This is a genomic window from Pedobacter antarcticus (assembly GCF_900112985.1).
Taxonomy (GTDB): Bacteria; Bacteroidota; Bacteroidia; order Sphingobacteriales; family Sphingobacteriaceae; genus Pedobacter; species Pedobacter antarcticus.
Genome location: NZ_FONS01000001.1, coordinates 1,049,159 through 1,073,821, shown reverse-complemented (window position 1 = coordinate 1,073,821; position 24,663 = coordinate 1,049,159). Strand labels below are relative to the sequence as shown.

The following is a 24,663-nucleotide window of genomic DNA, read 5'->3' as shown; positions in this document are numbered from 1 at the left end:
ATCTATATTTTAGCGATTAAACCAAATATATGATCAATAAGCAAGTGTCGGGTGCCGATGAAGCAATCCGTGATATTAAAGATGGAAATACACTGATGCTGGGTGGATTTGGGTTATGTGGTATTCCTGAAAACTGTATTGCCGCCCTGGTACGTAAAGGAACCGCTCAGCTGACCTGTATTTCCAATAATGCCGGTGTCGATGATTTCGGTATCGGATTATTATTAAAGTCCAGGCAGGTGAAAAAAATGATATCTTCTTATGTCGGTGAAAATGCAGAATTTGAGCGTCAGCTACTTAGCGGCGAACTTGAGGTCGAACTGATTCCGCAGGGAACACTGGCGACAAGGTGCATGGCCGCAGGATATGGTATGCCGGCCATTTATACACCTGCCGGAGTAGGTACAGAAGTGGCTGATGGAAAAGAAACCAGAAATTTTAATGGGAAGGATTACTTAATGGAATATGCTTTTGAAGCAGATTTCGCACTGGTGAAGGCATGGAAGGGTGATACTGCGGGAAACCTTATTTTTAGATCTACAAGCCGTAATTTTAATCCTGTGATGGCTATGGCAGGCAAGATTACAATTGCGGAAGTCGAAGAACTTGTACAGCCCGGAGAACTGGACCCAGACCACATTCATACACCTGGAGTATATGTACACCGCATTTTTCAGGGTGAGGATTATGAAAAGAGAATTGAACAGCGGACCGTTAGATCAAAAAGCGAAACAAAATATGTTGGATAAAAATGGAATAGCGAGAAGAATCGCTAAAGAAATCAAGGATGGTTACTACGTGAACCTAGGAATTGGAATTCCTACGCTTGTTGCCAACTATATCCCAGAGGGAATGAATATCGTTTTGCAGTCTGAGAACGGTTTACTTGGAATGGGACCATTTCCAATAGAAGGTGAAGAAGATGCGGATCTGATCAATGCAGGAAAACAAACAATTACCACGCTACCCGGGTCTTCCATTTTTGACTCTGCCATGAGTTTTGGAATGATCCGCAGTCAGAAAATAGATCTGACGATACTTGGAGCAATGGAAGTGTCTGAACAGGGAGATATTGCAAACTGGAAAATACCGGGGAAAATGGTGAAGGGGATGGGTGGTGCGATGGATCTGGTCGCTTCGGCTAAGAATATTATCGTTGCGATGCAACATATCAATAAAGCGGGGGAGAGCAAGCTTCTTCCCAAATGTACATTGCCATTAACAGGTGTGAGGTGTATTCGGAAGATTGTAACTGAACTCGCCGTAATTGATGTAATGGAGGGTGGTGGATTCCGTTTGATAGAAAGGGCACCCGGCGTAAGTGTAGATTTTATCAAGCAATCCACCTCAGGGAAATTATTCGCTGAGGCGGATGTTAAAGAGATGGATCTGAATTAGATCTTATCTTTTAATATTGTTTCTTTGAGTTCTATAGAGATTTCCCTGGAGATCTCTATAATATCATCTGCAACATGTGAATTGTTGATAATTACCTTATTACAAGAGCCTTTATAAGGCAAAAGGTATTTATTATAAGCTGGTACAACATGATTAGCCCATTGGTACATGATCATATCTCTGGAGTAACCTCGTTCTAGCTCATCCCTTGTGATTCTCCTGTTTAACGTGATCTCCTCATCTGCATCCAGGAAGATTTTCATGTCAAAAAGATGAGCAAGTTCCTTGTAATGGAAAACAAATAAGCCCTCTACAATAATAATAGGCGCGCTGCAGATATTAAGCATGCGCGCATTTTCTTTATTAATGTTAAATGTATATTCTTTTTTTGTAATGGCCTCTCCTGAAATTAGGGTTTTAAGGTCATTCAATAACTTCTGGTCATCAATTCCCTCAGGCAAATCGAAGTTAATCCAGCCGTTTTCATCCACCGCCTGCTCCTCCATTGGGTGGTAATAGTCATCCTGAGAAATTAAAGAAACTTCTTCTGCCGCAAAGTGATGAAGAAAACATTTAAGAAAAAAAGTTTTACCTGATCCACTACCTCCAGCAACACCTATTATATAGGGTTTATTGTTGTTCATTCGCTTGTCCACTGTATGTTAAATTGCAAAAAAACCTCTTGTCTAACGCTCCTAAAGCATCAGCAACAGCTTTTGTCATTACAATGATAACATCTTTTGTCGACTCATTCTCTGTAAATTTACCAACAACCTTTGCGAATGTTGAGCGGTTACTCATCGGATTAGTGATTTTTATTACCGTTCCGATAGGTGCCGTACGGTGTAAAACCAACATTTTCGAAGAGTCCAGATCCGGGTCCTGAATCCAGGCAGCAGTCCCTTTTTCCTCCATTTGGCTTAATCCATATCGGCTGGCAGGCAGACGCAAGGACGGGTCTTTAACTGATTCCAACGTATCTGTATTTACATTATCTCGCTGGCTAACAATTTCATTTCCAGTTGGGTATTGTCCGTTTATCAACAGTTTCTGACCCACGTAAAGTGAATTAGTAGTCAAGTTGTTTTTAGCCTTCAGCTGATCCAGTGTAAGGTTGTATTTTGTTGCAATGGAATACATAGTCTCATTAGACGCGACAGTGTGAACAATAAGCTGGTTTTTAGCGGGGATCTCTCTTCTGTCTTGTACAGGTGGCTGTTGTACGGGAACTGTTACTTCTGTTTTTTTTACAGTTTCCTGTCTTTTAGAAGTATCTTGTCTTTTGAAAATCGGATCAATATTAGGCTTCGGGTCTGTTTGTATAGTTGTCTTCACAGGTACTTCCGGATAAGCAGTATTCTTGTCGTTATCTGCCGATTCCTGCTGGGGGATAATTAAGACCTGTCCGATTTTTAAGTTTATAGTATGCAGATCATTCAGCCGTTTTAATTCGTTGACCGTAGTGCCGTATTTTCTAGCCAGCATATTTAAATTGTCTTTCGGTTCAACCGTGTGAGTTGTCGTCGCGCTAGAGCTAACATTGTCAATGCTGTTTGAAGACTGCTGTGCTTCGGTGAATGGAATTTGTGTCGGAATTTTAATGATCGCACCTAAGGAAAGGTATTTATTGTCATTAAAAGTCATGATTTCTTTGGGAGCCACATTATATCTCCGGGATATCGAATAATAGGTATCCTTGGCTACGACCTGGTGTACGATCAGTTTTTTGCCTTTAAGGTTCTCAACCCCGATTGAATCTCTCAGGGTGTCCGCTTTTGTTTCCGAAACGCCTATAATACTGGCGAATAAAAAAACTATATAATATTTTTGCATTAATGTTTTTTTTCAAATTAGAGAGAGGCAATAATACGAATAATAAATAAAAGCCTCAATTGTTGACTAGTAAACGGAAATTAAGCATTGCTATTGTATTATGGATCATTTTTTGGAAACATAAGCTTTTTATATTTGTTATAACACTAGTTGTTTTAAACAATCAATTTTAATTAATATGGACGCTAAAGAAATCAGTTTACAAGAGAAAGAAGTTAAAGCAGTTGTTGATCTGTTAAATGAATACCTTGCCAATTATCATGTGCATTATCAAAAGCTAAGAGGTTGTCACTGGAACATTAAAGGACAGAACTTTTTTACACTTCATTTAAAGTTTGAAGAACTATATACTAATGCTCAGTTGACGATAGATGAAATTGCTGAGCGGGTACTCACACTTGGGAAACCGCCACACAGTCGTTTCTCTGACTATATCAAAGAGTCGGAAATTAAAGAGATCAATACCATCGGTTTACAGGACATGGCTATGGTTGACGCAGTTTTACAGGATATGGCACAATTAATTGAATTGGAACGTAATCTGTTGGAAGCATCAGCAAATGCGGGTGATGATGGAACCAATGACATGGTTAATCGATTCATGCAGTTCAAAGAAAAAAATACATGGATGCTACGCTCTTTTGCGGGTAAGAAATAACATTCTTTACAATTATAGAGAAGCCACTTTAACAAGTGGCTTTTTTTTTGAGTCAATTTTTATGTACAGGCAAATTCATCAATTATAACCGCTTAAATCCAATTATAGCGGACTAAACACGAAAAACTTGATAACTTTGACGCGATGGGATATACAAGTTTAGCAGCATGCATAGAGGACCTGGAAAAACATGGTCATCTATTAAGGATTAAAGAAGAAGTTGATCCTTATCTTGAAATGGCAGCAATTCACCTTAAGGTGTTTGAGGCAGGTGGGCCTGCAATTTATTTCGAGAAAATTAAAGGAAGTCCATTTCCTGCAGTTTCTAATTTGTTCGGCACCCTGGAGCGTTCGAAATTTATGTTCCGGGATACGCTTAAAAAGGTAGGACAGCTTGTCGATCTGCGATCTGACCCTATGAAAGCGCTTAAAAATCCATTACGTTATGCAGGAGCCGGTTTAAATGCTGTATCTGCATTGCCGATGCAACAACATCTGTTTAAATCAATATTTCAAAAAACAACTATCAGCCAGTTGCCCCAAATTGTTAACTGGCCTATGGATGGAGGACCCTTTGTCACCATGCCACAGGTTTATACTGAAGATGTAGACAAACCGGGGATTATGAATTCAAATCTGGGAATGTACAGGATTCAGCTGGCAGGCAATGATTATTTAAAAGATCAGGAAGTTGGATTGCATTATCAGATACACAGAGGTATTGGAGTGCATCAATCCAAAGCAAATGCAGCAGGCAAGCCTTTAAAGGTTAGTATATTCGTCGGCGGACCTCCGGCACATCCGCTTGCGGCAGTTATGCCACTTCCAGAAGGGCTTTCGGAGTTGACTTTTGCAGGGGTATTGGGCGACAGAAGATTTCGTTATTTCTATGATGATGAAGGATTTTGTATTTCTGCAGATGCAGATTTTGTCATCACGGGAACAGTCTATCCCGATTCTAATAAACCAGAAGGGCCATTTGGCGACCACTTAGGATATTATAGTCTTGCACATCCCTTTCCTGTGATGAAAGTGCATCAGGTATATCATAAGAAAGATGCGATATGGTCATTTACTGTAGTGGGTCGCCCTCCACAGGAAGACACCAGTTTTGGCGCACTTATACATGAAATTACCGGGTCTGCGATCCCGCAGGAAATTCATGGTTTAAAGGAAGTAAATGCGGTAGATGCTGCAGGCGTGCATCCACTGCTTTTTGCTATTGGTAGTGAACGTTATACGCCTTACCTGGCCGAACGCCGACCGCAGGAAATCTTAACTATTGCTAATCATATTCTGGGTAAGAATCAGTTGAGTCTGGCTAAATACCTTTTTATCGCGGCCAGAGAAGATAATGAGAAATTGAATACCAATAATATAGAGCAATTCCTGATTCATATGTTGTCTCGTTTAGATCCCGCGCGAGATTTACATTTCCATACTAATACGACTATAGATACACTGGATTATAGCGGTACCGGATTAAATGCGGGTTCAAAAGTAGTTTTTGCAGCAGCGGGAGAGGAGAAGCGTAAGCTTGCGGCAACTTTACCGGAAATATCCTTTCCGGAAGGATTTACCGCTGCTCAATTGTCAATGCCCGGGGTTATTGTAGTGAATGCACCAGAATATGTCAATGAAATGCAGACGGCAGAAACAGTGATGTTATTTGAAAAGCATTTCAGGGACGAAAAGCTTGCCGAAATTGCTTTGATTGTATGGTGTGATGATGCGAATTTTGCAGCTGCTGATATTAACAACTTCGTCTGGGTAACTTTTACCCGTAGTAACCCAGCTGTTGATATACATGGCGTAAACTCATTTATAAAAGATAAACATTGGGGCTGTAGAGGCCCGCTCATTATTGACGCGAGAAAGAAACCGCACCATGCACCGGAATTAATAGCAGATTCGGCTACGGAGCAGAATATCGGGCGGTTTAATCTTAAACTGTAAATAATCTTAGACTTTTAATACTGGTTGAAGCCTAACAAGCTTTGTGCAGTTTCGATTTGACTGAATACAAAAATGCCCTGCTTTAATTTAAAGCAGGGCATTTTTGTATTATGGTTTAAAGCTTAGAACCTTACACCTACAGTAAGAAATACATTGTTCTTAGACAATTTAGAAGTAGCAACCGGCTCAGAAAAATCGGCCAGTTCATAAGGACTTAATGTGTTATGAGTCTCAGTGCGTTGGTAAGCAAGATCCACATAATATTCATTTACCCTGTAACCAATACCACCTGAGTAATATTTGACATCAAATCTGTTTTTAGGATCTTCTTTATAAGGACTTCCATTTATGCCGTAACCAGCTCTCAAACTGAACTGATCGATTCTGTATTCACCACCAACACGGTAGTTAAAAGCATGGGTATAATTATCCTTGATAAACTGATTTTCAGACCTGATTAGATCTCTGTAACCATCACTAACTGTAAGTTTTGTAGAAGAATAATCAACATAATCCACGTCTGCAGTTAACAACGCATTTTGACCTATAATTACGGATGCACCAAATGAACCTTTATAAGGAGTTCTCAGGTTATAATTCATGTTAGAATTAGCAACGTCATTAAAGATATTGATTGTTGGTGAACCACCACCAGAAAAACGTGTATCGATTACCTCAGCAAAATCCTCTTCCATATGCATCCAGGTAGGTGTTTGGAAAGTAGCACCTAAACGGATAGTATTTACAGGTTTGTAAATCAAACCTATACGACCGTTAACTCCGGCGCCTGTAGTATTTTGGTTAGACCTGTAAGTTAAATCATAATTTTGTCCTATATGTGGATTTGGTTTTTCATTTGGATTACTAGGATCCGGTGCGGGATCATTCGGGCCCACTGTGTTGATCACGGTACCGCTCTCTGTATATAGACGGTCTGTTACATAACGCACATTTACGAAACCGATACTTGCACCCAGATAGAACTTATTAGAAAAGTTCAGGCCTGCAGCGAAGTTCATTTCAGAAGTAGAGCCTTCACGGACTTCACTTTGATTCTGTACATTAGTTTGAGAAGTCGCAGGGAAATAGTTACTCGGAGATCCAACCTGTTTGTCAATTAAATAGCTGTCAAAGGCCATTTTCTCCACTGAACCACGTTGGAAATTAGCTGGAGTCTGTCCATTAGCACGCTGTGCCCATGAATCTGCAATAGAACTATTACTGTTTACACCGCTGAAATTGTTTTCTACACTGAAATCATTATTTCTATTGTAACCAACCCCCCATACGATACTAATTAAACCTTTATTCAGATCAGAACCTGGTGCTTTTACAATAGGATTGTACCATACTGCTGCTACCTGATTCAGGTTCAGCATATTTTTTGTCGACTTGGTTTGCTGACCTAGATAATTAATATTAGCTCTTGTGTTATTGAATTCTGGAGAAATAGTGAATTCCGAACGTGTAAACATACCAAGACCCGCTGGGTTACCGCCGATAGAACTGATGTCGCCACCTAAACTGATTTGGGCATTTCCCAAACCTTTAAAACGTGCCGAACTTCCGTAATCAGTTCTTGAGAAACGTAGTGCATCGCCTGCGTAAATACCTTGCGCATAAATATTGCCTGTCGTAGCTACTGTAGCTACGATCAGGAGTTGTATGAATTTTTTCATTTAGATTCTGGAATATTAATTACCTCTGCCACCACGGCCACCACCGCCACCGCCTGATACTCTGCCACCGCTTCCACCGCTAAAGCCACCGGAAGATCTGCCACTGCTTGCAGGAGGAGAATAAGACCGTTCGCTTCTTTGTGGAGTGTACGAAGAACGATCTGGTCTGCTCGAAGTATTATTTGAACGGTTATAGTCAGCTCGGGTTCTTGAATTTCCCTGGTATCTATTACCCTGACCAGAGTTTACATCAGAACCTCTTCCACTAACTCGTCCGCCAGAAGAAACTCTGTTGCCAGAACCGTCATACGCTCTTGCACCGGTTCCGTTATAATTGCCTCTGCCGTTATAGTTATTTGAATTACCACGGCCGTAACCGTTGTTATCTAAGCCTCTTCCAGTTCTAGGACGGTATACGCTGTTCGATCTGTAATTTCCATACAAACCGCCGTAATAGCCACCACCCCAGCCGCCGCCCCAGCCGCCGTAATAGCCGCCACCCCAGCCCCATGGAGAATAGAATGGAGAGTAAAGGCCGCCCCAGCCGTAGTTATTCCATCCGAAGCCACCGCCCCATCCGAAACCACCACCCCAGCCACCGCCGAACCCACCACCAAATCCAAAGCCAAGGCCAAAACCGCCACCATAAAGACCGGAATAATATGGAGAGTAGCCTCCATAAAAACCGTCATAATAAAAAGGATCAAAATAACTTCTGTATGGGCTGCCGTAATAAAATCTGTTGATACGTGAAGAATAGTTCATGTCAGCATACTGATCGCTGCTGCCATAATACTCATCATCGTCATAATAATCGTCTCCGACTGTCTGTGAAGACTGTGCTCTGACAGGTTGGCTGTATTCAACTGCTGTTGCAGTAGAACCATACACGTCGTCCTGATGACGCGATTGCTGAGCCATTTGCGGAGCAGAACAGGAAGTAACTGCAAGCGCAGCTAAAACCAGCATGCTGGAAAATAAATGGTTAGGTTTCATATGTGTGAATTCTTTGTGTGTGTAAACAATTTTTTTGTAGGCATAAATTTATAAATTTGTAGCCTATCATGCAAGTTATTTAACACAATAAACGTTCCAAACAGTTATGAGCAAAGGTATTACAAGTAAAAACGAAGACTATTCCCAGTGGTATAATGATATTGTCATTAAAGCAGATCTCGCTGAACACTCAGCGGTGAAGGGTTGCATGGTGATAAAGCCGTATGGCTATTCAATTTGGGAGAAAATGCAAGCTGTTTTGGATCAAAAATTCAAAGATACGGGGCATAGTAATGCCTATTTTCCATTATTCATTCCGAAGTCATTTTTTTCTAAGGAGGCTGCACACGTGGAAGGATTTGCGACAGAATGTGCTGTTGTGACACATTACCGCCTTAAAAATGACGGCGAAGGAAATATAATAGTTGATCCCGATGCGAAACTAGAGGAAGAATTGATCGTCAGGCCGACTTCAGAAACCATCATCTGGAATACTTTCAGAGGATGGGTACAGTCTTACCGCGATCTACCTTTGCTAATTAATCAATGGGCAAACGTTGTACGCTGGGAGATGAGAACAAGACTTTTTCTGAGAACTGCAGAGTTTTTGTGGCAGGAAGGGCATACCGCTCACGCAACTTCGGCGGAAGCAATTGAAGAAACTGAAAAGATGCTTAATGTTTATGCAGACTTTGCTGAGAACTGGATGGCATTGCCGGTTGTTAAAGGTAAGAAAACGGCTAATGAAAGATTTGCAGGAGCGTTGGATACTTATTGTATTGAGGCATTAATGCAGGATGGTAAAGCCTTACAAGCCGGTACTTCACACTTTCTGGGACAGAATTTCGCCAAAGCATTTGACGTGAAATTTACCAGTAAAGAAGGTAAGCAGGAGCATGTATGGGCAAGTTCCTGGGGAGTTTCAACACGGATGATTGGTGCGTTAATTATGGCACATAGTGATGATCAGGGTTTGGTACTTCCACCAAAACTGGCTCCAATCCAGGTTGTTATTGTACCTATTTATAAGAATGACGAAGAGCTTAAAAGAATCAGCAATTTCGCCGATGATCTGATGCCAAAGCTGAAAGCGTTAGGTATTTCTGTTAAATATGATGACAGGGATTCTCAACGTCCTGGATTTAAGTTTGCAGAATATGAACTTAAGGGAGTACCAGTAAGATTGGCGATAGGTGGACGTGACATGGAGAATGGAACGGTCGAACTGGCCCGTAGAGATACCCGTGAAAAGTCGACTATAAGTCAGCAGGGGCTGGATACTTACTTGTCAGAATTGTTGGATGATATTCAGGCTAATATCTACAAAAAAGCTGCAGATTTCCGCGCTACACACATTACTCCGGCCAATTCTTATGAAGAGTTTCAGCAATTGCTGGAAGATAAAGGCGGATTTATTTCAGCACACTGGGATGGCACACCAGAAACGGAACAAAAGATTAAAGAAGAAACAAAAGCCACTATCAGATGTATACCTTTAGATAATGAGCTGGAAGACGGTATCTGTATCTACTCCGGTAAACCATCTGTACAAAGAGTATTATTTGCCCGTGCTTACTAAGCAGGCTTAACCAAAAAATTATAACAAAGCGATGAAATTTGCAACTAAAGCGATACACGCAGGTCAGGAACCTGATCCTTCGACGGGAGCGGTAATGACTCCTATATATCAGACTTCGACCTACTGGCAGAAATCTCCTGGAGAACACCAGGGATTTGAGTATTCAAGAGGAACTAATCCAACTAGATTGGCGCTTGAAAACTGTCTGGCAGCACTGGAGAATGCGAAATATGGATTAGCCTTTTCTTCGGGAATGGGCGCAACTGATACCGTTTTACGTATACTGAAGCCGGGTGATGAAGTTATCACAGGTAATGATCTATATGGCGGTTCTTACCGTATTTTCACGAAAGTGTATGAGAAATATGGTATTAAATTCCACTTTTTGGACTTGTCTAAACCGGAGAATATTCTGCCATACCTAAACGATAAAACTAGAATGGTGTGGATTGAAACTCCAACAAATCCAACGATGCAAATTATCGATATCGAAGGCGTAGCAAAGTTGACTAAAGAAAATGGACTTATTTTAACTGTAGACAATACTTTTGCGTCACCATACCTTCAAAACCCGTTAGACCTGGGGGCAGATATTGTCATGCATTCGGTTACTAAGTACATCGGCGGACACTCTGATGTTGTCATGGGAGCTTTATTACTGAATGATGACGACTTGTATAAAGAATTGTGGTTCATTTACAATGCATGCGGAGCTACTCCGGGTCCGCAGGATGCGTTTTTAGTACTTCGAGGAATTAAGACATTGCACTTGCGGATGAAGGCACATTGCGAAAATGGCGAGAAGGTAGCACGTTACCTGAAGAACCATCCAAAAATCGATAAGATTTACTGGCCTGGTTTCGAAGACCATCCTAACCACGATATAGCTAAAAAGCAGATGAGAGGATTCGGTGGTATGGTTTCCATCACACTTAAAGATGCAGATCTGGCCGAGACATTCCGTGTAGCTTCTTCATTTAAAGTATTTACTCTAGCAGAATCTTTGGGAGGTGTAGAATCGCTGATTAATCACCCTACTTCAATGACTCACGGGTCTATTCCGAAAGCTGAACGTGAAAAAGTTGGTGTTACTGACAACCTGCTTCGATTAAGCGTAGGTGTAGAAGATATAGATGATTTGCTAGCAGATTTAGAACAAGCACTTAAATAAAGACGATTGGAATTTTTAGCATTAAAGGATTTCCTGGAGGTAAAGGTTGCGCAATATAACCGGCCCGATTTTATTTCCAGCGACCCAATTTGTATACCCCATCGTTTTAATAAAAAACAAGATATCGAAATTGCCGCATTTTTTGCGGCAATTTTGGCTTGGGGCCAACGGAAGACTATTATTAATAAATGTACTGAACTGATGGCCAGGATGGATAATTCTCCATATCAGTTTATGCTTGGACATTCCGATCAGGATTTGAAAGGTTTACTCGGATTCAAACACCGGACATTTAATGACACAGATCTATTATATTTTGTAGCTTTTTTTCAGCAGCATTATATGCAGTCAGAATCTCTGGAAACTGCCTTCCTTCCTGCATCATTGGGGCAGTTTGACGCGGAAACAGCACTTAATCATTTCAGAACTTATTTTTTTAGCTTACCAGATTCGCCACGCCGTACAGTAAAGCATATTTCCTCGCCTTCTCAGAAGTCCACCTGTAAAAGGCTGAATATGTTTTTACGCTGGATGGTCCGGAGTGATAAAGCCGGCGTAGATTTTGGTCTCTGGTCACGAATTTCTACTGCATCGCTGATCTGCCCGTGTGATGTGCATGTGGATAGAGTAGGAAGGAGCCTGGGTTTGATTACCCGTAAACAAACGGATTGGAAAACAGCAATAGAGCTTACTGCGGAATTAAGTAAATTTGATCCTGACGACCCTGTTAAGTATGATTTTGCCTTATTTGGTATGGGAGTTGAAGAAAAGCTTAAATTATGATCAAATTCAACGCAATTATAGCGCGTTTTGAACAGAAAGGAGAAAAGACTGGCTGGACCTACGTGACGGTTCCCGCTGCAGTCGCGTGCCTGATTAAGCCGGGAGTTAAAAAAAGCTTTCGTGTACGGGGCTTACTGGATCAGCATAAAATATCTGGACTGGCGTTATTGCCGATGGGAGAAGGGGATTTCATTCTGACCCTGAAAAGCAGTCTGAAAAAAGTCCTTGAAAAGAAAGAAGGTGATCCATTATATCTGGAGCTGGAAGAGGATATTGATTTTGAGATTTTAATGCCCCCGGATCTCGAATTATGCCTTTCAGAAGAACAAAAGCTGATGGATTCCTTTTTAATTCAGCCCAAGTCACATCAAAACTACTTTATCAATTGGCTTAACGCCGCGAAAACAGAACCGACACGGGTTAAGAGATTGACATTAATTGTTATGGCTATGGAAAAGAGATTAAATTATGGCGAAATGATCCGTGCCGCTTCTGCTCAGGAACGTTTATAACTTCTGAACCAGCTATTTATTTTCATTTGAATTACACCCAGGAACGCCTCTCTGAAGATCCGTGTACTCATTTTTGACGTTCCTTCAGTACGATCTGTAAATATAATTGGAACTTCCACGACATTAAAGCCGTACTTAATAGCGGTAAATTTCATTTCTATCTGAAATGCGTAACCAACAAACTTTATCTTATCAAGCGGAATAGTTTCCAACACAATTCTTTGATAACACTTAAATCCTGCTGTCGCATCCTGAATATTTATTCTCGTAATCAGCCTGACATACATCGAAGCGAAATAAGACATTAATACCCTGCTCATCGGCCAGTTTACAACGTTTACCCCACGGACATAACGTGAGCCAATAGAGACTTCGGCACCTTTTACACAGGCATTCCGCAGTTTAATGAGGTCATCCGGATTATGAGAGAAATCGGCATCCATTTCAAAAATATATTGGTATGGACGCTCAAGAGCCCATTTGAAGCCATGAATATAGGCTGTACCTAATCCAAGTTTACCTGTTCTTTGTAACATGTGCAGTCCGGCAAACTCTGTCTGTAATAATTTGACAATATCCGCTGTGCCATCCGGAGAGCCGTCGTCAATAATCAGTACCTCAAAAGGAAAACTAAGGCTAAAAACCTTGCGGATAATCCTTTCAATGTTTTCTTTTTCATTATAAGTAGGGATGATTACTAAACTGTCTGACACAATAATGGGGTATAATATAAAACTCTGGCGAAAATATGGTTTAAAACTGAGAAGATGCAGCGAATTAAGAAATTTTAACAATCATGAGACCTATGTCCATAAGCTATAAATACGAAATCCCACCTTTTTTAGAAAGTGGGATTTCGTATTTACAGTTCTGAAAATAAGCTTCTGTAGGTAAATTGAGATTAAGAAGTTGCCGTCATCGTTTTTTGTAACCATTTAGTTAGCACGAATAAGATGATAGAAGCAACACCAGCCATACCAACGAATAACATGAAGAATTCGTTTAAATTATTCATTTCATAACCGGCAAAATTAGTAGAATGCCCACCATCCGGATATAATGAACTGAGCTTTCCGCTTAATACATTCGCACCTGCGTTTGCAAGGAACCATACAGCCATTAATAAGGAAGCGAATTTAAGAGGAGCCAGTTTATTAACTAGTGATAATCCGATCGGAGAAAGACAAAGCTCACCCCAGGTATGGAATGCATACATACCGATCAGCCACATCATACTCACTTTTATACCAGCGCCAACATCCTTTACTCCAACTGCAATGACAAAATAGCCAACAGCCAGAAGCATTAGGCCAATAGCCATTTTCGTCGGTGCTGAAGGTTCTCTTCTGCCTAATTTGATCCATAACCAGGCGAAAATAGGGGCAAAGACCACAACAAACACTGAATTTAAAGATTGGAACCAACTGGCTGGAATGGTAAAAAAGCCAAGATCACGCTGTGTCGTTTCTTCAGCAAAGAAGGTTAGAGAAGCACCGGCCTGCTCAAAGGCACTCCAGAAGAATACGACGAAGAAAGCAAGGATGAAAATTACAGAGATTTTCTTTTTCTCAACTTTAGTTAATTTTTTGTCACTGAAGATCATATAAGCGATACCGAGTACAGCCGCCAGCAGTAGGTAACTCAAATAACTGTATACATTTGCATCTATATAAAGCAGACCGACACATACAGCGGAGAAAAGTAATAAAGACAGGTAAACTAATACCGGATTCATCTCTTTCCCTTCCTGGACAGGTTTCATGCCTAGTGGAGCTCCTTCTGGTCCGCGGACATATTTGTCTTTTAAATTAATGAAGACGACTACGCCGATCATCATCGCAACAGCTGCTGCAAGGAAAGCCCATTTATAATCTGCCGGGTTTCCGGTGTCTCCAAAATAACCACAGATAAATGGTCCTAAAGCCCCACCGACATTGATACCCATATAAAATATCGTATAGGCAGAATCCAATCGGCGGTCACCAGGTTTGTAAAGCTGACCCACCATGGATGAAATGTTTGGTTTAAAGAAACCATTACCAGCAATCATAAATCCAAGGCCGGAGAAAAATAGGAACGAAGATACGTCAAGATTCGTCTGATAGAGCGACGCACAGGCGAACATTAACAATTCACCAAGAGCCATGAGTATACCACCTGTGATAATAGAGCGGCGGTTTCCCCAATAACGATCGGCAACAAAACCACCGATTAGTGGTGTCAGATAGACAAGTCCGGTATAACTCCCGTAAAGATTGGAGGCGAAAGCTTTATCAAAAAGTAGCGCTTTAGTCATAAAAAGCACCAGGATAGCCCGCATACCGTAGTAATTGAAACGTTCCCACATTTCGGTAGCGAACAGAACATATAATCCTTTTGGATGGCCTTTCGACGCATCGTCCAGTTGTTCTGGCTTAAGGATTTCAGATTGATCCATAATGAATATTAAATTTATATAAAGTTTGCAAATTACAGATTTAGCAGGTTTCTACCCGACTATTTTATTCCTTTTTCCCTCATGATGCCATTAAGCCATTTTAACAACATAAAAGCTACCAGAGCCGAGAATAATAATAAGAAGAAGTTAATCCAGAAGAAGTTGGCCTTATTCTCATAAGTATCCCATAACGTTGCCAGTACACCTGATAGTTTATTCCCGATTGATGTAGCCAGGAACCAGCCGCCCATCATCAGTGAGGTAATTCTTACCGGACTTAGCTTGGAAACCAGGGAAAGACCCATAGGACTCAGAAATAGTTCACCGATTGTGATGACACCATAACTTGCCATTAACCAAAATACCGAAACTTTTTCAGCTCCGTTTCCGCCTGAGTATACTGCCCCGATCATAACCAGCACAGATAAAGCCGAAATCAGTAAACCAAATGCAATTTTTGTAGCTGTAGTAGGTTCTTGATTTCTTTTACGAAGCCAGGTAAAGAAAGCTACTATTAGGGGGGTAAGCAAGATTACCCAGCCCGGATTAATTGACTGACTTATATTTGTTGCCCAGACCTCGATCTGCGTACCTTCAGCGAGACGTTTTTCGGGGGCAACATTTTTGAAATAGGTAGGGTAATTATATTCCTGTAATACTTTGCCATCAGCTTTCTGTAACCGGAAAGCTTCGTCATATAAAGGAACTGAGTCTTTGGCCATTGTAAGCTGTTGTGATAAACTCAGACCGGAGAATATTTTAGCAGCCATCGGGTTCTCCACGTGACGATCTGTGTAACGGTCCGCCCAGGTGTTTAACGCAGAACCATTCTGTTTGAAAACTGCCCAAAACAGAATTACTACAGCAAATATGGTGAGCAGTGCGGCGATAGGCCTCTTTTCTGACTTATCTGCTTTAGCGAGTAATGAACCATAGAAATAGATAACCGGAATGCAGGCGAATATAAATGCGTCCGTAGATGGAGAGCCAATTAACGCGTGCCCAAGAACCTGCGTAGGAACCACCCATCCGATTACACCTGCAATTACAGCAGGGAAAAGAATAACCATCACAATTTTAAGGAATGACATATCACCCTGCTGCATTCCTTTCTTCACGTCAAAAGCACGATAATGCTTCATTCCGTAGAGAAAGATACCTACACCCAGGAACATTCCGATACCGGCTGCAAGAAATGCATAACCCCAGCCAAGAAGAATGTATAGTGCGGCACCAAAGAAATTACAGATAAATGCACCAACGTTGATACCCATGTAAAAAATATTATACCCTTCATCTTTTTTATCTTCATATTCTGGTGTAGAATATATATTTCCGAGTAAGGTTGAAATATTTGGTTTGAAAAAGCCATTACCTATAATAACGAGTGTCATAGAAAGGTACAGGATTGGCAGGCTGTGAATTGCCATCATACAGTATCCGACTCCCATCATCAGGCCTCCGATAATAATTGATTTGGTATAGCCGAAATATCTGTCGGCGATTAAACCACCCAGAAAGGGAGTTAAGAATACCAGTGCAATAAAAGTACCGTATAAATCAGCAGCTTCTGCTTCTGTCATGGCAAATCCGGCTTTCACATCTTTGAGGTATAATGTGAAAATACCGATCATCAGGTAGTAGCCGAAACGTTCCCACATCTCGGATAAAAAAAGAAAAGTCAGGCCCTTCGGGTGCTTTACCTTATTGTTTTGATTCATTAATTTCAGATATTATTTGTGTGTGTAGCGAACGAACGCATCGCGCAATATAGGCACATGAGCGCATACTCGCAAATCCGGGCCCGTTCGATAGTTCCCGGATTTGGGTTTTTCCACTTGTATAAATATCTTTTTTCAAACGAGCTTTATACAGCTTCGATTACTAGTGCGCTTGCACCACCGCCGCCATTACATATCCCTGCCACACCTATTTTACCGTTGTTTTGTGCCAGGACTGTCAGTAGCGTCACAACGATTCTTGCTCCGGATGCACCTAGCGGATGTCCTAAGGCAACTGCACCACCGTTAATATTTACCTGAGAGGATTCGATATTTAGTTTTTGATTATTTGCCAGAGAAACGACAGAGAATGCCTCGTTTATTTCAAAGAAATCTACATCACTAATAGTTTTTCCAGCTTTTTCTAATGCCAGTGGAATAGCCTTTGCCGGGGCAGTGGTAAACCATTCTGGCGCTTGTTGTGCATCAGCGAAACCCAGTATACGTGCCAATGGTTTTAACCCCATTGCCAGTGCTTTTTCAGCACTCATTAAAACCAGCGCTGCTGCACCATCATTTAACGTAGACGCATTGGCAGCCGTAACTGTACCTTCCTTTTTGAAAACTGGTTTTAAACCCGGTATTTTGTCAAACTGGACCATTTGAGGCTCCTCGTCTGTATCAATAATGGTTTGTTTACCTTTTTTGTCAGTTATGATTACGGGAACAATTTCATTCTTGAATTTTCCGGCAGCCTGCGCCGCTTGTGCGCGCTGATAAGAACTGATTGCAAAAGCATCCTGATCTTCACGGCTTATATTGCAGTTATCTGCGCATAATTCTGCGGCAGAACCCATATGGTAGTCATTATAAACATCCCAGAGACCATCCTTCATCAATCCATCTGTCAACTGGCCGTGTCCAAGCCTGTAACCTGTTCTGGCTTTTTCCAGATAGTAGGGAACGTTACTCATACTTTCCATGCCACCAGCAATTACAATGTCATTTGCACCTGATGCTATACTTTGGGCAGCGAGCATAATAGCTTTAGTGCCTGAAGCACAAACCTTGTTGATTGTGGTTGCGGGAACATCGGGGAGACCTGCAAATTTAGCTGCCTGAGTGGCGGGTGCCTGACCTAAATTTGCAGAAAGAACATTACCCATATAGACCTCTTGTACATCTTCCGGTCGAATTCCGGCCCTTTCTACTGCTGCCTGAATAGCGAATCCACCAAGCTGGGTTGCAGAAAAGGAAGATAATGAACCTGTGAAACTTCCTATAGGTGTCCTGACTGCCGATACAATAACTACTTCTCTCATCTGTTTATATTAAATTTGGTTATGGGCAAATCTAATAATTTTAAATTTGCCCATCGAGATCTTTTTTGCTTGTTTTGGGAAGTTTCTTCCTTTTGCTGGCTTGAACAGCCTGGTGCAGTAAGAATTCTATCTGACCATTGGTACTGCGAAATTCATCCTGGGCCCAGTGTTCCAGCTCTGTGAGTAGCTGCGGATTAATCCGCAGTACAAATGCCTTTTTATCCTGAGCACTCATGTTTAACTATATAAAGTGCCTGTGTTTACAACTGGCTGAACATTTCTGTCTCCGCATAGTACCACAAGAAGATTGCTGACCATTGCGGCCTTGCGTTCCTCATCCAATTCTACGATATTTTTAGCAGACAAACGTTCCAAAGCCATTTCTACCATACCAACAGCTCCTTCCACGATTAATTTTCTGGCTGCAATTACAGCCGTTGCTTGTTGGCGTTGTAACATTGCGCTTGCAATTTCCTGTGCATATGCTAAATGTGAAATACGCGCTTCGATTACCTCAATACCTGCTCTGGAGAGTCGCTCACTTAGTTCACCCTCTAAAAGGGAGCTTACTTTTTCGGCTCCGTCTTTCAGTGTGATTGTAGCTTCTTCGTCTTCAAAGTTATCGTATGGAAAAATATTTGCCAGATGGCGTACTGCGGCCTCACTTTGGATAGTCACATATTGCAAATAGTCCTCAACCGCGAACATGGCCATTGCTGTTTCTTTAATCTGCCACACGACTACAGCAGCAATCTCAATTGGATTACCAAGTTTGTCATTCACTTTAATCTGGTGCCCGTTTAGGTTCCTTGCTTTTAATGAGACCTTCTTTTTTGTGGTCAATGGATTCACCCAGAAGAAACCGTCAGTTTTAACCGTACCAACATATTTACCAAATAAAGTTAGGACTTTAGCCTCATTTGGATTGTTAATAATCAGCCCTGGAAGAACCAGGAACAGATTGATGAGCATAACGATGCCGGCTGCCACAAAATTTTCTGTAGCAAAGCCATAAAAACTGCCGCCTAATAACGCTAGAAAAAGGACAAGAGTCAAATAGCCCGAAGGGGGAGTGATAATTTTTTCCTGATACATAATGATATTAATTTGATATCATAAATGAACAGAAAAAAAAGAATAAATCAAAATTAAATTTTAAGTCCGATGAATTTATTACCGCTGTAAGTCAGTCTATTTCAGTATGGAATCTGAAAATTCGGCATTTATTTAAAAAAAGAATAGGCTTTGTTATTTTTTAAAAACGTTTTTGCAGTTTCAGATGTTTAGATGATGCCTGGAGGGTCTTGATTACCAAAAATATACTGGTTATTATTGACCTCGTTTTACCGTCAGCACTAATCGCTGATAGTATGTTTAGGTAATAATAGTTAATGAAAAACCGGCGACTGTGGATGCATCTCCGGTTTTTTTTATGGCTTCGTTTTTAAGGTAACGGCAATTACCCCATATTTGCCTTTTTCGCCAAAGCGGGCGATTGCAGATTCGCCTTTAAAGACATTTATAGATTTGATTTCGTTGGTGTCCAAATTTTCAATGGAGCTCGTCTCTACACCGTTCACCACATAAATCGGAAGGTGGGCCTTTGCTTTAACCGCCGTCCCCGGGTTTACCTTATTTTTGGACGTCTGGTAATCTGGTGTTGCAAATGCAAAAAAGATCAAAGAGAAACAGGGAACCAATAATAATATACTCCACTTCTTTGTTTCTCGAGATGTCCGTTTTTTCATCATATCAATTCTGCTGAATGGATTGTCGCCGGCAAAAGAACTACTGAAATTGAATACCCGGCTTTGCAGGCTATGGTTTAATAGCGTGGCGCGGTAGGTTGCTCCTGAATTTCCGGCTTGCAATACCGTCTGGTCTGCCAGATACTCATGATTTTGTCTCACCGCTTTCAAGTACAGCCATGCAATTGGATTAAACCATTGGAAAATTCTTACCAACTGTGCGATTTGCATATCTATCCAGTGTTTCTGAATTACATGTGCCTTTTCATGTTCCAGGATCAGGCGTTGTTCTACCACAGAACTAGCGATATCAGTATCCAGAAAAATATAGTTAAATATAGAGAATGAAGTGTTAAACTGATTAGTATAGATGATTTTACAGCGATCTACAACCTCGAAATAATGCTGGGAAACCAATTGTCTTGCCTTTCTCAATGACAGCAGGTAATTAAATATAAAGCCAAAAGTGACCACAAAATAAACTAGCAGTCCGAACTGCAGGTAACTAAGTATAGCAGGCGTTGTTTTCGCTGGATTAAGAACTGAATTTTTGTTAAATATTGGATCAGTTACCTGTACTGTATAAGTGAAGTTGAATAAAGGAATGATAATAGAAAGGAAGATTCCTGCAAGGAGAAAGTATCTGTTGAATTTAAAAAAGGTCTCGTTTTTCAGGAAGATATAATAAATACCGTAACACAGAGACAGGCATATGCCTGATTTAAAGAGATATAAAGCAATTTCTTCCATATCTTATTTTTTTTGTTCTTCTGTTAATTCTTTCCGTGTCTGTTCAATCATTTGATCCAATTCCTCTATTGAATAATTGTTGTCTTTGGCAAAAAATGAAGCCATTGTTGCGAACGAGCCGTTGAAATAGTTATGTAGAAATCCCGAAAGCATAGATCTGGAATACTGTTCCTTTTTAATTAAAGGCAGGTAAGTATTTACACGACCGGCTGTTGTATGACTGACAAAACCTTTATTTTCCAGAATAGTTAGTACTGTGGATACAGTTGTTCTGGCAGGTTTTGGTGCTTCCAGCACTTCCAAAATATCCTGAACAGTAGCCTGCTTAAGGGTCCACAGCGCTTGCATGATCTGCTCTTCAGCTTTGGTCAATTGTACCGGTGTAGGAGATTTCTTCATACTTTAAAGTTAGGACTAATTTTATAGACGATCAAATGATTTTGATTATTCATTGTTGCGGGTTTTGCCGCGCAGATTAAATTTGACCTTTAGCATAAGCTGCGCCGGCCTTAATAGGTAACCAACTATACGGTAACCGATAGCATCATAGTTTGCCGTTACATAGTCTTTTGTATTAAATAAATTAGTGTAGTCCATATTGAAGTCAATAGATTTAAACCGGTACTGCATTCCCGTGTTAGCGAAATGTACTGTTTTGCTTCCTGTATAGATATTTTGAACGTAATATCTCTCATGTGAAACGTAAATTGTTAGTTTTTTAGATGGAAAGAAATTCAGCCGTGAGGATTGTAATTGCATGCGCACTGGTTTGAATATATCTGGTATTCCATAAACTTTATTGCTGCTGCTACTAAATAAGAGACTTCCTGCCACACTAATCCAGGGTCGAAAACGGGTTGAAAAAGCGGGTTTGAAGCTAATGGTCTCGTAAATGGACTTATAGAATTCCTCCTGGCTTATTTGTTCACCCTTATCCGCACTATAACCCGCTTCCATTGTAAAAGTGCCTTTAATTGCATCTATGCCTTTGCTTATCCGCGTGGAAAGCCGGTTGGAGAAACTTTGGTTTGGCAGCATATAAGCGGTCAGTACCTGAAACCCGCCGTTAAAGGCATAACTGTAAATTAAGTTACTCATTTTCCAGTTTGCAGTATTACTGATGTTTATGAAAAGAGATTTTACAGGGTTGTTATAGTTCCATCCTGCCGAAATTCCTTTCAATTCAATCTCTTGCAGTTCGCTGCTACTGCGCATCAGCATGCGATAATTTTGCATAATAATTCCGGGAATAATCTGATCTGCTTCGCCCAGAGTGCTTTTCCGATATAGATTGAGATTTAAATTCATCATAGGGTTGACCTCATAATTTAGATAAATTGAAGGGTTAATAAAGAGCCGGTTTTTAACCTGGTCCAGATGATTGTATTTTTCCCGTATCTGCAGGCTGGCTATCTTTACCGGGACGCTGAAATTGAACCTGAACTTGCCAGTCAGAAAGATGAAATCCGGATTGAAATATACTTCAGCTGCGTTCCACTTCAACTGGTTTTTTAAAGAATCGCCCGAAACGAAGCTCCGGTTATTTTCCTGCAAATCTGAATAAATAAGGCGTTCCTTCAATTCGATACCGGCAGTGTAATTATGTTTGAATTTATTTTGGTTCCATCCGAAGCTCATTTTATTCTTCGTACTCCATTGCTGATCAGTTAAATCCTGATTCCATATACCCGAACCCGAATGAGCTGACAGAAGCGGGAAACTCACCGGGGATACAATTAGTTCCTGTGTCGAACGTTCAAGTCTTGTAACTGAGGACAACTTAAATAAACCCGTACCATATTGTTTTACGAGATCGAATCTGTTTTCTAATACATAATTTGGTTGACTCAGATCTTGAATAACGCTATCACGTTGCACTGCAATGCCCTTGGAAGTTCCCCAGTTTCCCAGAAAACTAAGTTCCTGATTCAGGTAATACTTTTTACTGTTGATATTGTACTTTAATGCACCTTCAAACTGATTGATGCGCCTGGTAGAGCTGAGTTTTTCACTAATTTCCAATAGTTGTTCCTGTGTCAGATAATAACCGGTGTTTGCTAAGCTGTTCCGCTGTTGTACATCCTTCAGATAGTTTAAATTCAGATTAAGTTGTTTATCATTTTCAAATGCCCATAGATTATTTACCGAAATTGCATGAGCTCGATTGAACAGATATCTATTTTGATTAACCGGAGGATCTCCAGGTTCCTGTATGCTCAGTTTCAAATCCTGCTGATTCTGGTTTCCAGTATATAAATGTCTAAATTCAGCTCCTGGGTCCTGACCGGTATTATTTCCCTTATAGGTATTTATCATCTGCCTCCCTGATTTGAAAAACATTCCAAATAATTCATTGTCCCATAAAAATGGTTTTATACCAATCCCTAACTGGGCATTGGCCACTACGACCCCTTTTGCAGCATCCTTTAATTTTATGTTTATGGCAGCTTCATTGGTAAATTCGCTATTTGTAAGTGCTTTTACGGGCTGATGATTTTCCATTACCTGTACCGTAGCCACATCTGCGGCAGTAATATTATTTGTTGCAATTCCATACCGTCCTTGTAACAGGTCTTTCTGTTCGATATAGAATTTATTGATTGGCTTATTGTTATACAGGATACTCCCGTTTTCTTTCACTTCAATACCGGGCATTTTTTTGAGTACGTCTCCAATTGTGCGGTCATTCTGATCCGTAAATTCGTCTACCAAATAGTTTAATGTATCTTTTATCCGGCTTATTCTTGGAGGTTTAACTTTTAACTCCTTTAACTGGATGGCATTTGGGCTTAGTGTGATATTGACCTTTTGACTATGGTTAGCCAGATAAATCACCTTATTTTCCATACCGATTCCACTTATGAAAATTCCTAATGTATCAGCAGCAGATGTAAACTGAACCCGATATGCACCCGAAGTTTCAGTACGTGAATAGGTAAGAATAGAATCAGCAGTTTTAGTTCTAACAGTTATCTGGATTCCGGCAACGCCCTTCATATCGGGTGCAGCAATAATGGAACCGCTCCATATAGTTTGACTTTTAGTCTGCTGCCATTGAAAAAGGAGAAGAAAAAAATATAAATACCTCATTATTTCAGCTCCATAGGGATATAGTTAGTCTCGCCTGGAAATTCTGCGAGGATCAGATTACCGAAACTGAAATTAACCTGCATACCGGGTGCCTGCTTTATCTTCATTTTTTCGAAGTCGGCTCTGCTACATTTTATGCTGCCGGCAGGAATGTGAATCGGAAGTGGCATTTTAGTTTGTTCAAGACCAACCAGCGAGAAACTGAATAGCTGGTGACTGTCTTCCACCTTGACAATCAAGCCAGGCAACCCCATAAATTTCCACGGTCCATCATTTATTGGAACCTCAGGGCTAAACCATGCGGTATATTCCCTTCCGCGAAAGTTTAACCTGGCTTGTTTACAGCTATACGAATTGATGATAGTATCTGGTACTTGCTGTATTTTCCAGTCCATCGGGCCTGCCTGGTCTTCATATTCGAAAGATTTACCATTAACAGCAGTATAGTCTACAACTTTAATTTTACCGGTATTCAGGTCTTTGAATATCTGATAACTTTCGCCTTCATCTGTCCTGGAACTCACTGTACCCTGCATAGTGGATAGATCCTTTCCATTTTCGCTTTTAAAGACTGAGATGGATTTTATAGTTTCCGGATTAGGAATATTCATACTTGCACGGACCATGGAATCTCTGTACTGTCTGGAGGGATCATAAAACCTGGACTTTTCCGCTCCGGTTTCCAAAACCAGCGTATCGCGGCGGGAAGAGGAGGTTGTAGAAGACCGGGTAAATTCGTAATAACATTTGATCTTGGATTCCCCAAACGGGGCTTTATGTTTCGTGTTTTCCTCTGCCTGACTTTGGTCTTGTGTAGTTTTTACGTTTTGCTGTGCGGAAGCTGAGATGAATACGAAGCAGCTTAAAACTGCGATAATACTGGATTTGATCATAAAGATTGATTTTAAGGTTAGAAATCTTTATGCAATCTTAAGTCTATAAATTTAGACAAACAAATTATTTGTGAATTTAGTCTAAAAAAATAGACAAATAAATCTTTGAGGAGAATACTGGGAGGTCTGGACCATGG

General features: G+C 40.7%; 22 protein-coding genes. 8 read left to right on the top strand and 14 right to left on the bottom strand.

The genetic code is table 11. The features are described from left to right. Positions 1–29 precede the first annotated feature (29 nt). Complete coding sequence (locus BM192_RS04845; RefSeq protein ID WP_037441639.1) at positions 30–749, top strand: CoA transferase subunit A; 720 nt, start codon at positions 30–32, stop codon at positions 747–749. Beyond that, entirely contained in the window at positions 739–1,398 is a 660-nt protein-coding gene (locus BM192_RS04840; RefSeq protein WP_037441641.1) for a CoA transferase subunit B, read from the top strand. The genes BM192_RS04845 and BM192_RS04840 overlap by 11 nt, the downstream gene beginning before the upstream one ends. On the opposite strand, the gene BM192_RS04835 is transcribed toward BM192_RS04840, so the two are convergent. Both BM192_RS04835 and BM192_RS04830 read right to left on the bottom strand, forming a co-directional pair. Beyond that, positions 1,395–2,042, bottom strand: coding sequence for a uridine kinase family protein (locus BM192_RS04835; RefSeq protein WP_037441644.1), 648 nt, complete (start codon positions 2,040–2,042; stop codon positions 1,395–1,397). The two genes, BM192_RS04840 and BM192_RS04835, sit on opposite strands and share 4 nt — an antisense overlap. Then, positions 2,029–3,231 (bottom strand): LysM peptidoglycan-binding domain-containing protein, encoded by a 1,203-nt coding sequence (locus BM192_RS04830; RefSeq protein WP_037441646.1) that lies wholly within the window; start codon positions 3,229–3,231, stop codon positions 2,029–2,031. Before BM192_RS04830 ends, BM192_RS04835 begins: the two co-directional genes overlap by 14 nt. A gap of 178 nt (positions 3,232–3,409) precedes the next feature. On the opposite strand from BM192_RS04830, the gene BM192_RS04825 reads away from it, so the two are divergent. Both BM192_RS04825 and BM192_RS04820 read left to right on the top strand, forming a co-directional pair. Beyond that, entirely contained in the window at positions 3,410–3,889 is a 480-nt protein-coding gene (locus tag BM192_RS04825; RefSeq protein ID WP_037441648.1) for a Dps family protein, read from the top strand. Positions 3,890–4,033: 144 nt separating this feature from the next. Then, positions 4,034–5,845, top strand: a complete 1,812-nt coding sequence (locus BM192_RS04820) for a UbiD family decarboxylase (RefSeq protein ID WP_037441651.1) — start codon at positions 4,034–4,036, stop codon at positions 5,843–5,845. A 122-nt stretch (positions 5,846–5,967) separates the two neighbouring features. Here the strand turns inward: BM192_RS04820 and BM192_RS04815 are convergent, their stop codons facing one another. Both BM192_RS04815 and BM192_RS20890 read right to left on the bottom strand, forming a co-directional pair. After that, entirely contained in the window at positions 5,968–7,524 is a 1,557-nt protein-coding gene (locus BM192_RS04815) for an OmpP1/FadL family transporter (RefSeq protein ID WP_037438382.1), read from the bottom strand. Positions 7,525–7,539: 15 nt separating this feature from the next. After that, complete coding sequence (locus tag BM192_RS20890; RefSeq protein WP_051759621.1) at positions 7,540–8,520, bottom strand: hypothetical protein; 981 nt, start codon at positions 8,518–8,520, stop codon at positions 7,540–7,542. Positions 8,521–8,626: 106 nt separating this feature from the next. On the opposite strand from BM192_RS20890, the gene proS reads away from it, so the two are divergent. Genes proS through BM192_RS04790 form a run of 4 tightly spaced genes read left to right on the top strand, consistent with a single transcriptional unit; the run spans position 8,627 to position 12,565 of the window. Next, positions 8,627–10,099 (top strand): proline--tRNA ligase, encoded by a 1,473-nt coding sequence (proS, locus tag BM192_RS04805; RefSeq protein ID WP_037438381.1) that lies wholly within the window; start codon positions 8,627–8,629, stop codon positions 10,097–10,099. Positions 10,100–10,130: 31 nt separating this feature from the next. After that, positions 10,131–11,270 (top strand): cystathionine gamma-synthase, encoded by a 1,140-nt coding sequence (locus BM192_RS04800; RefSeq protein ID WP_037438380.1) that lies wholly within the window; start codon positions 10,131–10,133, stop codon positions 11,268–11,270. Positions 11,271–11,276: 6 nt separating this feature from the next. After that, positions 11,277–12,053, top strand: coding sequence for a TIGR02757 family protein (locus tag BM192_RS04795; RefSeq protein ID WP_037438379.1), 777 nt, complete (start codon positions 11,277–11,279; stop codon positions 12,051–12,053). Further along, positions 12,050–12,565, top strand: coding sequence for a YdeI/OmpD-associated family protein (locus tag BM192_RS04790; RefSeq protein WP_037438378.1), 516 nt, complete (start codon positions 12,050–12,052; stop codon positions 12,563–12,565). The genes BM192_RS04795 and BM192_RS04790 overlap by 4 nt, the downstream gene beginning before the upstream one ends. Here the strand turns inward: BM192_RS04790 and BM192_RS04785 are convergent. The 10 genes from BM192_RS04785 to BM192_RS04740 form a co-directional block, all read right to left on the bottom strand. After that, complete coding sequence (locus tag BM192_RS04785; RefSeq protein WP_037438420.1) at positions 12,550–13,278, bottom strand: polyprenol monophosphomannose synthase; 729 nt, start codon at positions 13,276–13,278, stop codon at positions 12,550–12,552. The genes BM192_RS04790 and BM192_RS04785 overlap by 16 nt on opposite strands. A gap of 188 nt (positions 13,279–13,466) precedes the next feature. Then, on the bottom strand, positions 13,467–15,002 hold the full coding sequence (locus tag BM192_RS04780) for a peptide MFS transporter (protein ID WP_037438377.1): 1,536 nt from the start codon (positions 15,000–15,002) through the stop codon (positions 13,467–13,469). A 59-nt stretch (positions 15,003–15,061) separates the two neighbouring features. Next, positions 15,062–16,723: a peptide MFS transporter gene (locus tag BM192_RS04775; RefSeq protein WP_037438376.1), complete on the bottom strand. Its 1,662-nt coding sequence runs from the start codon at positions 16,721–16,723 to the stop codon at positions 15,062–15,064. Between the two features lie 146 nt (positions 16,724–16,869). Beyond that, entirely contained in the window at positions 16,870–18,045 is a 1,176-nt protein-coding gene (locus BM192_RS04770; protein ID WP_037438375.1) for an acetyl-CoA C-acyltransferase, read from the bottom strand. A gap of 40 nt (positions 18,046–18,085) precedes the next feature. Beyond that, positions 18,086–18,280: a type II toxin-antitoxin system antitoxin gene (locus BM192_RS04765; protein WP_037438374.1), complete on the bottom strand. Its 195-nt coding sequence runs from the start codon at positions 18,278–18,280 to the stop codon at positions 18,086–18,088. Between the two features lie 2 nt (positions 18,281–18,282). After that, entirely contained in the window at positions 18,283–19,140 is an 858-nt protein-coding gene (locus BM192_RS04760) for an SPFH domain-containing protein (RefSeq protein ID WP_037438373.1), read from the bottom strand. Positions 19,141–19,475: 335 nt separating this feature from the next. After that, a complete protein-coding gene (locus BM192_RS04755) occupies positions 19,476–20,543 on the bottom strand; it encodes a M56 family metallopeptidase (protein ID WP_037438372.1) in 1,068 nt (355 codons plus the stop codon). A 3-nt stretch (positions 20,544–20,546) separates the two neighbouring features. Then, positions 20,547–20,942, bottom strand: a complete 396-nt coding sequence (locus BM192_RS04750; RefSeq protein WP_037438371.1) for a BlaI/MecI/CopY family transcriptional regulator — start codon at positions 20,940–20,942, stop codon at positions 20,547–20,549. Positions 20,943–20,987: 45 nt separating this feature from the next. Continuing rightward, positions 20,988–23,633, bottom strand: coding sequence for a hypothetical protein (locus tag BM192_RS04745; protein WP_037438370.1), 2,646 nt, complete (start codon positions 23,631–23,633; stop codon positions 20,988–20,990). Then, positions 23,633–24,526 (bottom strand): GLPGLI family protein, encoded by an 894-nt coding sequence (locus BM192_RS04740; RefSeq protein ID WP_037438369.1) that lies wholly within the window; start codon positions 24,524–24,526, stop codon positions 23,633–23,635. The genes BM192_RS04745 and BM192_RS04740 overlap by 1 nt, the downstream gene beginning before the upstream one ends. Positions 24,527–24,663 lie beyond the last annotated feature (137 nt).